This window comes from Streptomyces sp. NPDC051940 (assembly GCF_040680895.1).
Taxonomy (GTDB): domain Bacteria; phylum Actinomycetota; class Actinomycetes; order Streptomycetales; family Streptomycetaceae; genus Streptomyces.
Map to the genome: position 1 here is coordinate 1 of NZ_JBFAXR010000191.1, position 12,465 is coordinate 12,465.

13 protein-coding genes and 1 pseudogene are annotated in these 12,465 nt (G+C 71.4%); 4 read left to right on the forward strand and 10 right to left on the reverse strand.

Annotated elements, in window-relative coordinates; genetic code table 11:
* Positions 1–283: 283 nt before the first annotated feature.
* Entirely contained in the window at positions 284–931 is a 648-nt protein-coding gene (locus AB0M28_RS37835; protein ID WP_365414919.1) for a DNA-3-methyladenine glycosylase, read from the reverse strand.
* A gap of 14 nt (positions 932–945) precedes the next feature.
* Positions 946–1,089, reverse strand: a pseudogene (locus AB0M28_RS37840) (3-methyladenine DNA glycosylase); the annotation flags it as partial.
* Between the two features lie 31 nt (positions 1,090–1,120).
* Here AB0M28_RS37840 and AB0M28_RS37845 point away from each other — a divergent pair.
* Complete coding sequence (locus AB0M28_RS37845) at positions 1,121–1,903, forward strand: sporulation protein (RefSeq protein ID WP_365414921.1); 783 nt, start codon at positions 1,121–1,123, stop codon at positions 1,901–1,903.
* A gap of 43 nt (positions 1,904–1,946) precedes the next feature.
* On the opposite strand, the gene AB0M28_RS37850 is transcribed toward AB0M28_RS37845, so the two are convergent.
* The 5 genes from AB0M28_RS37850 to AB0M28_RS37870 are packed head-to-tail and all read right to left on the reverse strand — an operon-like array spanning position 1,947 to position 7,287.
* A complete protein-coding gene (locus AB0M28_RS37850; RefSeq protein WP_365414923.1) occupies positions 1,947–2,906 on the reverse strand; it encodes an ABC transporter ATP-binding protein in 960 nt (319 codons plus the stop codon).
* Entirely contained in the window at positions 2,903–3,853 is a 951-nt protein-coding gene (locus tag AB0M28_RS37855; protein ID WP_365414925.1) for an ABC transporter ATP-binding protein, read from the reverse strand. The genes AB0M28_RS37850 and AB0M28_RS37855 overlap by 4 nt, the downstream gene beginning before the upstream one ends.
* Positions 3,850–4,737, reverse strand: coding sequence for an ABC transporter permease (locus AB0M28_RS37860; RefSeq protein WP_365414926.1), 888 nt, complete (start codon positions 4,735–4,737; stop codon positions 3,850–3,852). The genes AB0M28_RS37855 and AB0M28_RS37860 overlap by 4 nt, the downstream gene beginning before the upstream one ends.
* On the reverse strand, positions 4,734–5,720 hold the full coding sequence (locus AB0M28_RS37865) for an ABC transporter permease (RefSeq protein ID WP_365414928.1): 987 nt from the start codon (positions 5,718–5,720) through the stop codon (positions 4,734–4,736). The genes AB0M28_RS37860 and AB0M28_RS37865 overlap by 4 nt, the downstream gene beginning before the upstream one ends.
* A 10-nt stretch (positions 5,721–5,730) precedes the next feature.
* Entirely contained in the window at positions 5,731–7,287 is a 1,557-nt protein-coding gene (locus AB0M28_RS37870) for an ABC transporter substrate-binding protein (protein WP_365414930.1), read from the reverse strand.
* Positions 7,288–7,429: 142 nt separating this feature from the next.
* On the opposite strand from AB0M28_RS37870, the gene AB0M28_RS37875 reads away from it, so the two are divergent.
* The 3 genes from AB0M28_RS37875 (at position 7,430) to AB0M28_RS37885 (ending at position 9,674) form a co-directional block, all read left to right on the forward strand.
* Positions 7,430–8,488, forward strand: a complete 1,059-nt coding sequence (locus AB0M28_RS37875) for a serine hydrolase domain-containing protein (protein WP_365414932.1) — start codon at positions 7,430–7,432, stop codon at positions 8,486–8,488.
* Between the two features lie 65 nt (positions 8,489–8,553).
* Positions 8,554–9,090, forward strand: coding sequence for a YbhB/YbcL family Raf kinase inhibitor-like protein (locus AB0M28_RS37880; RefSeq protein ID WP_365414934.1), 537 nt, complete (start codon positions 8,554–8,556; stop codon positions 9,088–9,090).
* Between the two features lie 83 nt (positions 9,091–9,173).
* Positions 9,174–9,674, forward strand: a complete 501-nt coding sequence (locus tag AB0M28_RS37885) for an HNH endonuclease (RefSeq protein ID WP_365414936.1) — start codon at positions 9,174–9,176, stop codon at positions 9,672–9,674.
* A 355-nt stretch (positions 9,675–10,029) separates the two neighbouring features.
* Here AB0M28_RS37885 and AB0M28_RS37890 read toward each other — a convergent pair whose 3' ends face one another.
* The 3 genes from AB0M28_RS37890 to AB0M28_RS37900 form a co-directional block, all read right to left on the reverse strand.
* A complete protein-coding gene (locus tag AB0M28_RS37890) occupies positions 10,030–11,004 on the reverse strand; it encodes an SPFH domain-containing protein (RefSeq protein ID WP_365414938.1) in 975 nt (324 codons plus the stop codon).
* 9 nt (positions 11,005–11,013) lie between these two features.
* The gene (locus AB0M28_RS37895) at positions 11,014–11,373 is read right to left on the reverse strand and encodes an NfeD family protein (protein ID WP_365414942.1); all 360 of its coding nucleotides are present in this window, start codon (positions 11,371–11,373) and stop codon (positions 11,014–11,016) included.
* Between the two features lie 161 nt (positions 11,374–11,534).
* The gene (locus AB0M28_RS37900; protein ID WP_365414940.1) at positions 11,535–12,326 is read right to left on the reverse strand and encodes an ABC transporter ATP-binding protein; all 792 of its coding nucleotides are present in this window, start codon (positions 12,324–12,326) and stop codon (positions 11,535–11,537) included.
* Positions 12,327–12,465 lie beyond the last annotated feature (139 nt).

Consider the following 12,465-nt stretch of genomic DNA (forward strand, 5'->3'; position numbering starts at 1 on the left):
CGTACTCACCCTCTCGGGCTTTCCTCCGGGCGCTTCCCTTCGGTGTTTCCGACTCTATCAGATCCTTTTCAGTCTCTGTCCCGGCCGGCGGGATTTCGCGAAGTCGTTTCCGGCCTCGCGGTGACCACTACGTTAGCGGATTTCTCCGCCATTCTCTAATCGAGCATTTCCGGGGTGCACAAAGCACGGTCCGGAAGGACCGATCAGAGAGTTCATCCAGTAGTGAGAGGTGCCGTCTCAGAGGCGCGCCCTAGCGGCCCCCGGTTTTGCGGCTTGGTCTACATTACGGGGTCGGCCGCCGAGAGTCAAGCTCCGTGGGTCCGGTGCCGGCGGTCGGTTCGGCTCTCGGGCTCAGGCGGTACGCCGAGACCGTCGGATCGCCGGCGAGGTAGAAGCGGTGTTGCCAGTCGTGGGCCTTGCTCACGCCTACCCGCGGACCGACCCGGATGAGGCCGGTCGGCACCGGCTCGCCCTCGGACAGCGTGACCGCAGTACCTGTCAGGAGGTCTGCGCCGTTGTGCTCCGCCGCGATGCCCAGTGCCTGGCAGAGGTTCCCCGGGCCTCGGGCGAGGCGTGCGCTCTCGACCCTGTCCCCCCGCCGCTTTCGTGCCAGGTCCTCCCCCTCGATGACTCTGCCCGCCCTGATGAGGACAGCCGAGGCGATGCCGTCCGTCCCGGTGACGACGTTGGCGCACCAGTGGAGACCGTGGGAGCGGTAGACGTACAGATGTCCCGCGGGTCCGAACATGACGGCGTTACGGGGGGTCCGGCCCCGGTAGGCATGGGAGGCGGGGTCGGCGGCACCTGAGTACGCCTCCGTCTCGGTGATCGCGATGCTCACGGTCCCCTCGGGGCCCATGTGGGTGAGGACGCTCCCGAGCAGCTTGGGGGCGACCTCTTCGGCCGGGTGGGCGAGGAGGTCGCCGTTCACGCCGGCCGCCCCGCGCCGTCGTACGCCTGCACCTCGGCGAGTCGCACCTCGGTCGGGCCCTCGGGGGTGGAACGCAGTAGTGTGCGGCCAAGGAGGTCCGGGGCTGCTTCCGGCGCGGGACGCTGGAGGAAGGACCGGTCCGGCGGAGTACGTGACATGCCCGGTGAGGGTAGTACGGGGAGGAGTGTGATGGGGTTCAAGAAGCTGTTCGCCAGCCTCGGGGCCGGTGGCGCGTCGGTGGAGACCGTTCTGGCGGAGCCGAACGTGGTTCCCGGCGGTGTGGTGCAGGGGCACGTCGAGATCTCCGGTGGGCAGGTGTCCCAGGAGATCGAGGGGCTGTCCGTCGGTCTGCAGGCCCGGGTCGAGGTGGAGAGCGGCGACCAGGAGTACAAGCAGGACATCGAGTTCCACCGGCAGCGGCTCGGTGGCGCCTTCACCATCCAGCCGGGCGCCCAGCACGTGGTGCAGTTCGGGCTGGAGATCCCGTGGGAGACGCCGATCACGACGTTCATGGGCCACCACCTGACGGGGATGAGCGTCGGTGTGACCACCGAGCTGCAGATCGCGCGGTCCGTGGACTCCGGTGACCTGGACCCGGTCAACGTGCACCCGCTGCCGGCGCAGCAGGCGATCCTGGACGCGTTCGGGCGGCTGGGCTTCCGGTTCAAGAACGCGGACCTGGAGCGCGGGCACATCCGCGGTACGCGGCAGAAGCTGCCGTTCTACCAGGAGATCGAGTTCTTCGCGCCGCAGCAGTACCGCGGGCTGAACCAGGTCGAGGTCACCTTCGTGGCCGACGACCGGGAGATGGACGTCGTACTGGAGATGGACAAGAAGCCGGGGCTGTTCACCGAGGGCACGGACTCCTTCCGCGCGTTCAAGGTGAGCCTGTCGGCGTACGACCAGACCGACTGGGCGGCGTATCTGAACCAGTGGATCTCCGAGGTCGGCAGCCGGCGGAACTGGCTCTGACGGCGGAGCGCCCGATACGAACGACGGCGGCAGCCCGTGGCCCTCAGGGTCGCGGGCTGCCGCCTTTGTCGGCGGGCTGCCGTACCGGGAGGAGATGACAGGCTGCCCAGTGGGCGGGCGCCGGCTCGGAGAGGAGCGGGGTGTCCGTGCGGCAGACGGGCTCGGCGTGCGGGCAGCGGGGGTGGAAGGGGCAGCCGGGGGGTGGGGACGCCGGGTCGGGGACCTCGCCGCGCAGGGGGGTGAGCGTGCGGGCGGCCTCCGCCACGGGGTCGGGCAGCGGGACCGCGTCCTGGAGGGACTGCGTATAGGGGTGGCGCGGGTCGTCGGAGACGGCGCGCCAGTCGCCGAGCTCCACGATCCGGCCCAGGTACATGACGGCGATCCGGTCGGAGAGGTGGCGGACCATGCCGAGGTCGTGGGAGATGAAGACGTAAGTGAGGCCGAGATCCTCGCGCAGTCGCGCCAGGAGGTTCATGACCTCGGCGCGGACGGAGACGTCGAGGGCGGAGACCGGTTCGTCGAGGACGAGCACGCGGGGCTCGACGGCGAGGGCGCGGGCGATGCCGACGCGCTGGCGCTGGCCGCCGGAGAGTTCGTGGGGGTGGCGGCGGGCGGTCGAGGCGGGCAGGCCGACGAGGTCCAGCAGCTCGGTGACGCGGGCGGCGCCTCCGGCGAGGCGGTGGACGTGGAGGACTTCGCCGAGGGTCTGCTCGACGGTGAGGCGGGGGTTGAGGGAGGCGTACGGGTCCTGGAAGACGAGCTGGACGGTGCGGCGCAGCCGGCGCAGTTCGGCTCCGCGGGCGCGGCGTACGTCGATGCCGTCGATCCGGACCGTGCCGCCGGTGGCGGTCTCCAGGCGGACGAGGAGGCGGGCGGTGGTGGATTTTCCGCAGCCGGACTCGCCGACCAGGCCGAGGGTCTCGCCGCTGTCGACGGTGAAGGTGACGCCGTCGACGGCGCGGACCGGTCCGTAGTGTTTGACGAGTTCGCTGACCTCGATCATGTCCACGACTCCTTGGGGACCCAGCAGGCGGCGCGGTGGGTGAGGGCGGGCTCCTCGGCCGTGCAGCGGTCGGTGCGCTGGGGGCAGCGCGGGGCGAAGGGGCAGCCGGGTGGGAGGGCGGCGAGGTCGGGCGGGGTGCCGCCGATCGCGGGGAGGGGGGCGCGCTCGGCGCCGCGGGCGGGTGGGAGGGAGGCGATGAGGCCGGCCGTATAGGGGTGCTGGGGGTCCTTGAAGAGGTCGTGTACGGGGGCGTCCTCGACGATGCGGCCCGCGTACATGACCATCACCCGCCGGGTGAGGCGGGCGACCACGCCCAGGTCGTGGGTGATCCACAGGACGGCGAGGCCGTGGTCGCGGCGCAGCTGGTCGACGAGGGTGAGGATCTGCTGCTGGACGGTGACGTCGAGGGCGGTGGTGGGTTCGTCGGCGATGAGCAGCCGGGGGCGCATGGCCAGGGCCATGGCGATGACGATGCGCTGGCGCTGGCCGCCGGAGAGCTGGTGGGGGTAGCGGCGGGCGGTCCTCTCGGGCGTGGGCAGGCCGACCTCGTCGAGGGCGGCGAGCATGCGGCGGCGGGCGGTGTCGCCGGTGACGCCGTGGGCGGCGAGACCTTCGAGGATCTGGGCGCCGACGCGCATCAGCGGGTTGAGGGCGGTGAGCGGCTCCTGGTAGATCATCGCGATGCCGGCGCCCCGCAGGGCGCGCCGCTCCCGTTCGGGGAGGGCGTGGACGTCGCGGCCCTCGTAGCGGATACGGCCGCCGGTGACGCGTGCGGCCTCGGGGAGCAGGCCCATCAGGGACAGCGCGGTGAAGGACTTCCCCGAACCGGACTCGCCGACCAGGCCGACGGTCTCGCCGGGGGCGATGGTGAAGGAGACGCCGCGCAGGACGTCGAGGTCGCCGATGGAGGTGCGGAGGTCGTGTACCTCCAGAAGAGTGTCGTTCACCGCTTCGCCTCCCGCGGGTCGAGGGCTGCGCGCAGGCCGTCGCCGAGGAGGTTCAGGGCGACGACCGCGACGACGATGAGGGCGGCGGGGAAGGCGAGCGTCCACCACGCCTCGGTGAGCAGGTTGCGGGACTCGCTGACCATCAGGCCGAGGGAGGGCTGGGGCGGCTGGGTGCCCAGCCCCAGGAAGGACAGGCCGGACTCGGTGAGGATCGCCCAGGACAGGGCGAGTGCGGTCTGTACGACGATGGGCGCGCTGACGTTGGGCGTGACGTGGCGCAGCAGCAGGCGGGCCGGGCTGTAGCCGAGGACCTTGCCGGCCTTGACGTACTCCGCCTCGCGTACGGCGAGCGTCGGTCCGCGGGCGACGCGGACGAAGATCGGTGTGTAGACGACGGCGATGGCGGCGGCCGTGTTGGTCCAGCCCTGGCCGAGGGCGGCGACGATCGCCAGGGCGAGGAGGATCGCCGGGAAGGCGAAGAGGATGTCGGCGAGGCGGGAGACGACGGCGTCGAGCCAGCCGCGGACGTAGCCGGCGGTGACGCCGAGCAGCGAGCCGACGAGGGCCGCGCAGGCCACGGCGACCGCGGCGACGCGCAGGGAGGCGGCGATGCCGGAAAGGCTGCGGGAGAGGATGTCGCGGCCGAACTGGTCGGTGCCGAACCAGTGGGCGGCGGAGGGTGCCTGCAGCCGGGCGGTGGCGTCCTGGTCGAGGGGGTCGTACGGGACGAGGCCGGCGGCGGCCAGCAGCGAGGCGAGCAGGAGGACGGCGGTGAGGAGCGCGCCGGCGCGCCCGTTCCTGTCGTGCCACACGCCGCGGACGACGGCCCGCCATCCGTACGGGCCGGGCCGGGCGGTGGGTGCCAGGGGCTGGTTCGCGGTCATCGCGTCCTCGGGTCCAGAAGCCGGTAGAGCAGGTCGACGGCCAGGTTGACCAGGACGAACGCGGTCGCCACCAGCAGCGTGGTGCTCTGCACGATGGCGTAGTCCTGCTGGGTGATGCCCTGCAGGAGCAGCCGGCCGAGGCCGGGCAGGGCGAAGATCTGCTCGACGATGACCGTGCCGCCCAGCAGATAGCCGAACTGGATGCCGGTCATCGTCAGGATGGGGATCAGCGAGTTGCGCAGGATGTGGGCCAGGCGCACGCGCATGGGTGCGACGCCCTTGCCGCGCGCGGTGCGGACGAATTCGGAGCGGGCGTTCTCCAGATAGGCGGAGCGGGTGGTGCGCATGATCGTGGCGGACAGGCCGACGGCCAGCACCAGGGCCGGGTAGAGCAGCTGGCTGAGGTTGCCGCCGACGGACTCGCTGAGCGGGGTGTACGTGCCCGGGTCGGGGAAGTACGAGAAGACGGTCGCGAGGACGGCCACGCAGACGGACGCGAGGACGAACTCGGGCAGGGCGAGGCCGAAGAGGCCGAGCCCCTGGGTGGTGAGGTCGCGGGCCTTGCCGGGGCGGCTGGCGGCGAACATGCCGAGCGCCACGCCGACCGGGGTGGCGATGAGCATGGCGAGCAGCGCCAGTTCGAGGGTGACCGGCAGGGCGTCGCCGATGAGGGTGCGGACGGGGACGCCGGTGTCGAGGGAGACGCCGAGGCGGCCCTGCAGGACGCCGCCGAGCCAGCCCAGGAACTGCTCGAGGGGCGACTTGTCGAGGCCGTAGTACTTCTCCAGGGCGGCCCGCTGCTCGGCGTCGAGCGCGCCGGCCTCGGTGCCGAGCTTGGCGGTGATGGTGTCGCCCGGCAGGGCGCGCAGGACGACGAAGACCACCACGGCCACGCCGAACAGGGTGGCCGCGGTGCCGGCCAGGCGGCCCAGCGCGAAGCGCAGTGGGCCGCCGGGCCGGAGCAGTCCGGTGGTGCGGGACATGAGCGGCGCGCTACTGGCCAACGGTCGCCTTGCGCAGGTACTCGAGGGACTCCGTGGGCAGCGGCTTGAAGCCCGTCAGGTCCTTGCCGACGGCGTAGTACACCTGGTTGGCGAAGAGCCACACCCACGGGGACTGGGTGAGCAGCTCCTTCTGCAGCGCGTCGAAGTGCGCGGTGCGCTCGCCCGTGTCCGTGGTGGTGTTGGCGGCGGCGAGCAGTTCGCTGAGCTTGTCGCTGCTGAAGCCGGCGGGGAGGGAGAGGCTGGCGTCCTTGGTGAAGTAGCGGTTGTAGATCAGATAGGGGTCGACCGAGCCGCCGTTGAGGGCGACCGCGGCGTCGAACTTCCCCTTCAGCCAGTTGTCGACATAGACATTGGTCTGCTGCCGCTCCAGCTGAAGGTCGACGCCGATCTTCTTGAGCTGGGCCTGGAGGACCTGGGCGATGTTGGTGGAGGTGGAGTACTCGCCGATCATGGTGATCGTCTTGAGGGTGAAGCCCTTGGCCTCGCCCGCCTTGCGCAGCAGCTCCTTCGCGGCGTCCACGTCGCCCGGCTTGCAGGGCAGGGCGGCGGTGGGGTCGTACGGATAGGCGGGCGAGGTGATCGGGCCGGTGACCTTGGCCTGGCCGAAGTAGACGGCGTCGGCGATCTCCTGGCGGTCGACCGCGCAGGCGATGGCCTGGCGGACCTCGGTCTTCGCCAGCGGTCCGGAGCGGCCGTTGAGCATCAGGGTGTGGTACGCCAGCGTCGGCTGGGCGGTGATCGCCGCCTTGGCGCCGGTGACCTGTTTGGCGACGGCGGGGTCGGAGAGGATGCCGAGCTGGAAGCTGCCGGCTTGCATACCGGAGGCGATGGACGCCTCGTCGGGGATGACGCGGAACTCCACGGTCTTCGCCTTGGGCGCGCCGCCGAAGTACTTGGTGTTGGCGGCGAGTTCCAGCTTCTGGTTCTGCTTCCAGCTCTTCCAGGTGAAGGGGCCGGTGCCGTTGGGCTTCTTGCCCACCGTGCCGGCGTCGATGTCCTTCTTCGCGAGGATGGAGTTGCCGGTGTACGTCAGCGCGGTGAGGAGGCTGGCGTCGGGCTGCTTGAGCGTCAGGGTGAGGGTGTTGCCGGAGGCCGCCACGGCGGTGACGTTGGCGAGGTAGGAGCCGACGACGGCGCCGGTCTCCTTGGCCATGTTGCGCTCCAGGGTGGCCTTGGCGTCCTCAGCGGTCAGCGGAGTGCCGTCGTGGAACGTCACGCCCTGCCGCAAGGTCAGCTCGACGCTCTTGCCGTCCGGGGCGACCTGCCACTTCTCGGCGAGGCCGGGGACGAGTTGCCCTCCGTCGTCGGTGTCGACGAGGGTGTCGTAGACCAGGCCGAGTGTCTGTACGGACTGGAAGGCGGTGGCACGCGCGGGGTCGAGCTGCTCGATGTCGCCGGTGCGTGCGACGGTGATACGGCCACCGTCCCCGCCTGCGGCCTTGTCGCTGTCGTCGGACGGGTTGGGGCTGCAGGCGCTGGCGGTCAGGGCCGCCACCAGCAGCAGAGCGGCGGCTGAGCCGGGCCGGCGCCAGGGGCGTCGTGTCATCACCTTCGGGTCCTCCCTCCGGGCTTGATGATCAGGCACCGTAATCGCTTGCCGATCTGCTGTGAAGCATGCGTTCCGGGGATCATTGGTTGGACAACTGGCAATGGGCACAGGGGTTTTCCACGCGGTTACGATCACCGCCATGCCGAGTCTCGAACTGTCCGCGCTCGTCGGACCGCTGTCCGCCGACCACGGTGTGCCGACGGTGGTGGCGGCGGTCGACCGGGGTGACGGGCGTGCGCCGCTCGTATACGGGGCGGGTGTGCCGGACGGGGTGAACGCGTTGGACGCCGTCTTCGACCTGGCGTCCGTGACGAAGGTGGCGGCGACGACCGCCCTGCTCATGGGGCTGGTCGCACGAGGGCGGGTGGATCTCGACGGCCGGATCGGGCGCGTGCTGCCGGGGCCGCACGGCGGGGTCACGGTGCGCGAGCTGCTGGAGCACCGGGCGGGGCTGGCGCTGTGGTGGCCGCTGTATGTGGCGGGCGCGCGGGAGCCCGGGGCGGCGCTCGATCTCGTACGGACGCTGCCTGCCGCCTTCGCGCGCGGGTCGGGACGGCACTACTCGGACCTGGGCTTCATGCTGCTCGGCGCGCTCGCGCAGGAGGCGGGCGGGGCGCCGCTGGCGGAGCTGGCGGCCGAGCGGGTGTTCCGGCCGCTGGGGATGGCGGCGGCCGGCTATCTGCCGCCGCCCGGGCGGGCGCTGGTCGCCTCGGCGCGGGGGGACGCCGTGGAGCGGCTGATGGTGGCTACGGGGTCGCCGTACCCGGTGCCCTTCTCGCCGGGGGACTTCGCCGGGTGGCGGGAGGGGCTGCTCGTCGGGGAGTGCGATGACGGGAACGCCTGGCACGCGTTCGGCGGCGTCGCCGGGCATGCGGGGCTGTTCGGCTCGGCGGCCGATCTGCTGGCGTACGGGCGGGCGCTGCTGGCTTCGCTGGACGGGCGCGGGCCGTGGCCGGCGGCGGTGGCCGCGGAGTTCGCGGCGCCGGGCGCCGATCCGGGGCAGGCGCTGGGTTTCCGCCGGTGGCCGCGGTACGGGGCGGTCGGGCATCCGGGGTTCACGGGGACGCGCTTCGCGGTCGTGCCGGCGGTGGGCGCGACGGTCGTGCTGCTGACCAACCGGTTGCTCGCGCCGGGCGATCCCCCCGTCGACGCGGTGTGGGACGCCTTGCTGTCGGCTGTCGTCGGTGGGAGGGCCTAGGCTGCGGAGCAGTCAGGCGTTCACGGACTTCGACGGAGAAGCCCACACCCTGGAGGTGCACCGACGTGACCCAGCAGAGCCGACGGCCGCTGCCCCACGATTTCCATCCCCCCGTCCCGTCGTTCACGGTGGTGAGCGACGACGTACGGGAGGGCGCCACGCTGGACGACGCCCAGGTGTACGCCCACGGCAACACCTCCCCGCAGCTGCGGTGGGAGGGGTTCCCGGCGGAGACCAAGAGCTTCGCCGTCACCTGCTACGACCCCGACGCGCCCACCGGCAGCGGGTTCTGGCACTGGTCGGTGTTCGACATCCCGGTGTCGGTGACCGAGCTGCCGACGGGTGCCGGCAGCGGTGAGATGAAGGGGATGCCGGGCGGCGCGGTGCACGTCCGCAACGACTACGGCACCCGGGACTTCGGCGGGGCCGCGCCGCCGCCCGGCGACGGGCCGCACCGGTACGTGTTCACCGTGTACGCGGTGGACTCCGAGAAGCTGGGGCCGGACGCGGACGCGTCGCCGGCGGTCGTCGGGTTCAACCTGCGTTTCCACGCGCTGGCACGCGCCCAGTTGATCGGTGAATACGAGGCGCCGACCGCGTAAATTGCGTTGTCCGAGATCCGCCTCCCGGGACACAGTGGAGCCACTTCGCCGCTCGGCGAGGAGTGTGCCGGGAGGTGGAGAGGATGCGCGAGACGCTGGTGCTCAACGCGAGTTTCGAGCCGCTGTCGACGGTGTCGCTGCGGCGGGCCGTGGTGCTCGTGATGCAGGACAAGGCAGTGGTCGAGCTGGAGCACGACGGTCTGCGCGTCCGTGGGACGAACGTCGACATGGCCGTGCCGCGGATCATCAGACTCTGCAGATACGTACGGGTGCCGTTCCGACAACGGGCGCCGTGGTCGCGGCGGGGTGTGCTGGTGCGTGACGGCCACCGGTGCGCGTACTGCGGGCGCCGGGCGACGACGGTGGACCACGTCGTACCGCGGTCGAAGGGCGGCGCGGACTCGTGGCTGAACACGGTGGCGGCGTGTGCCTCCGACAACCACCGCAAGGCGGACCGGACTCCGGAGGAGGCCGGGATGCGGTTGCTTGCGCTGCCGTTCGAGCCGACGCCGGCTGATTCGATGCTTCTCGCGCTTGGGGCGCGGGAGGGGTTGCCTGCGTGGCTCGCCGGTCGGGCGGCGTAGGCGCGTGCGCTTGCGTGCGCTTGCGTGCGCTTGCGTGCGCTTGCGTGCGCTTGCGTGCGCTTGCGTGCGTGACCCTTTCGGGGGCTTCGCCCCCGGGCCCCCCTTGGGGGTGGTCCGGTGGCGGTCGGCTCCCGGGAGGGGTGCGCCCCGGGCGCGGCGGTCGCTCTGGTCGGGTGGGTGGGGCCCTCGCCTCCGCCGCGGCCGGCCGCGCCTTCGGCGCGGGTGATTGCCCGCCCACCCGCCCGTTCGCCGGTCTACCTGGTCACCCCCGGCCGCGGCTCGGAGTGGGTCGCGGCCCGCGCGGGGGGACGTCGTGGCGCTGGGTGCGGTGGCCCGCTCTGATTGCGGGGGATCTCTACTCGAGCGGGGGCTGCTCGCGGTACGGGGCGGCGCGGCGCTGTTGCGGTGGGATCGACGGGTCGTCCGCGGCGCCGGAGCCGTTCGTGCCGCCGCCGGGGGCGCCGAAGTTGCCGAGGGCGCCGCCCAGGCCCTTGAGCGCCTCGCCGATCTCGCTGGGGACGATCCAGAGCTTGTTCGCGTCGCCCTGCGCGATCTTCGGCAGCATCTGCAGGTACTGGTAGGAGAGCAGCTTCTGGTCCGCGTCGCCGGCGTGGATCGCCTCGAAGACCGTACGGACCGCCTGGGCCTCGCCCTCCGCGCGCAGCGCCTGGGCGCGGGCCTCACCCTCGGCGCGCAGGATCGCGGACTGCTTCTCGCCCTCCGCGGTGAGGATCGCGGACTGGCGCACACCCTCGGCGGTGAGGATCGCGGCGCGCTTGTCACGGTCGGCGCGCATCTGCTTCTCCATCGAGTCCTGGATGGAGGTGGGCGGTTCGATCGCCTTGAGCTCGACGCGGTTGACGCGGATGCCCCAGCGGCCGGTGGCCTCGTCCAGGACGCCGCGCAGCGCCGCGTTGATCTCCTCGCGGGAGGTCAGGGTGCGCTCGAGGTCCATGCCGCCGATGATGTTGCGGAGCGTGGTGACGGTGAGCTGCTCGATGGCCTGGATGTAGGAGGACACCTCGTACGTCGCGGCGCGGGCGTCCGTCACCTGGTAGTAGATGACGGTGTCGATGTTCACGACCAGGTTGTCCTGGGTGATCACCGGCTGCGGCGGGAACGGGACGACCTGCTCACGCAGGTCCACCCGGTTGCGGACGGTGTCGATGAACGGCACGACGATGTTGAGGCCGGCGTTCAGGGTGCGCGTGTAGCGGCCGAAGCGTTCCACGATGGCGGCGCTGGCCTGCGGGATCACCTGGATCGTCTTGATGAGTGCGATGAAGACGAGCACCACCAGGATGATCAGGACGATGATGATCGGTTCCATAGCGCTCCCTTACATGACGACGGCGGTCGCGCCGTCGATATCCACAACATCGACCCGTTGCCCGGGCTCGTAAACCTGGTCGTCCTGGTAGGAGCGGGCGCTCCAGACCTCGCCGGCCAGCTTTATCTGACCGCCCTGGCCGTCGACGCGGGCGAGCACGACCGCCTGCCGTCCCTTCAGGGCGTCGATGCCGGTGCGCTGCTCGGGGGCGGCCTGCCCCCGATGCCGGTTCGCGATCGGCCGGACCACGACGATCAGCGCCGTGGAGACCGCGGCGAACACGATGACCTGCATCGTGAGCCCGCCCCCCAGGCCGGCGGTGACCGATCCGGCCACGGCACCCACCGCGAACATGCCGAACTCGGGCATCGTGGTGATGACGAGAGGAATCCCCAAACCCACGGCGGCGACCAGCCACCAAACCCATGCGTCCACGCCGCAATGCTAGGGCGCCGCGGCCCTGTTGGGACAGGGAACGCGAGGCCCAAGTCGATTAATTGATCAGGCTGTTGCCGTCGGAGGGGACGGAGTCAGCCCAGGGGGAGGCCCGCGGCGGTCCAGCGGTCCCCGCGGTGCTCCAGCACCAGCGGGAGGCCGAAGCAGAGGGAGAGGTTGCGGGAGTTGAGCTCGCTCTCGATGGGGCCGGCGGCGACGACCTTGCCCTGGCGGATCATCAGGACGTGGGTGAAGCCGGGGGCGATCTCCTCGACGTGGTGCGTGACCATGATCATGGACGGCGCGTACGGGTCGCGCGCGAGCCGACCGAGCCGGCGGACCAGGTCCTCGCGGCCGCCGAGGTCCAGTCCCGCGGCGGGCTCGTCGAGGAGGAGTAGCTCGGGGTCGGTCATCATGGCGCGGGCGATCTGGGTGCGCTTGCGCTCGCCCTCGGAGAGGGTGCCGAACTTGCGGTCCGTGAACTCGCTCATGCCCAGCCGGTCGAGGAAGGCGCGGGCCCGCTCCTCGTCGACCGGGTCGTAGTCCTCGTGCCAGGTGGCGGTCATGCCGTACGCGGCGGTGAGGACCGTCTGCAGCACGGTCTGGCTCTTGGGGAGCTTGTCGGTGAGGGCGCTGGAGGCCATGCCGATGCGGGGGCGCAGCTCGAAGACGTCGACGCTGCCGAGCTTCTCGCCGAGGATCTGGACGGTGCCGTTGGTGGGGAAGAGGTAGCTGGAGGCGATGTTCAGCAGCGTGGTCTTGCCGGCGCCGTTCGGGCCGAGAATGATCCACCGCTCGCCTTCGGCGACCGACCAGGAGACCTGGTCGACCAGAGCCCGTCGGTCGCGGACCACCGAAACGTCCACCAGCTCCAGTACATCGCTCATGAGCGTGCGGTCTCCTTCTACGCTGCGTCTTCCCGAGTGGGGGCGAGATAGCCGAAGAACCGGGTGAACCGGTCGGCGGACACGTCCTTGGCCCGCGCCCCGGTCCGGATCCCCCACCCGACGTGGACCAGCGTCCCGG

Bases quoted from the DNA above. Each gene is read 5' to 3' on its own strand.
- AB0M28_RS37845 (WP_365414921.1), top strand. From the start codon at position 1,121: ATGGGGTTCAAGAAGCTGTTCGCCAGCCTCGGGGCCGGTGGCGCGTCG.
- AB0M28_RS37850 (WP_365414923.1), bottom strand. From the start codon at position 2,906: ATGATCGAGGTCAGCGAACTCGTCAAACACTACGGACCGGTCCGCGCC.
- AB0M28_RS37860 (WP_365414926.1), bottom strand. From the start codon at position 4,737: ATGACCGCGAACCAGCCCCTGGCACCCACCGCCCGGCCCGGCCCGTAC.
- AB0M28_RS37865 (WP_365414928.1), bottom strand. From the start codon at position 5,720: ATGTCCCGCACCACCGGACTGCTCCGGCCCGGCGGCCCACTGCGCTTC.
- AB0M28_RS37870 (WP_365414930.1), bottom strand. From the start codon at position 7,287: ATGACACGACGCCCCTGGCGCCGGCCCGGCTCAGCCGCCGCTCTGCTG.
- AB0M28_RS37875 (WP_365414932.1), top strand. From the start codon at position 7,430: ATGCCGAGTCTCGAACTGTCCGCGCTCGTCGGACCGCTGTCCGCCGAC.
- AB0M28_RS37885 (WP_365414936.1), top strand. From the start codon at position 9,174: ATGCGCGAGACGCTGGTGCTCAACGCGAGTTTCGAGCCGCTGTCGACG.
- AB0M28_RS37890 (WP_365414938.1), bottom strand. From the start codon at position 11,004: ATGGAACCGATCATCATCGTCCTGATCATCCTGGTGGTGCTCGTCTTC.
- AB0M28_RS37895 (WP_365414942.1), bottom strand. From the start codon at position 11,373: ATGCCCGAGTTCGGCATGTTCGCGGTGGGTGCCGTGGCCGGATCGGTC.
- AB0M28_RS37900 (WP_365414940.1), bottom strand. From the start codon at position 12,326: ATGAGCGATGTACTGGAGCTGGTGGACGTTTCGGTGGTCCGCGACCGA.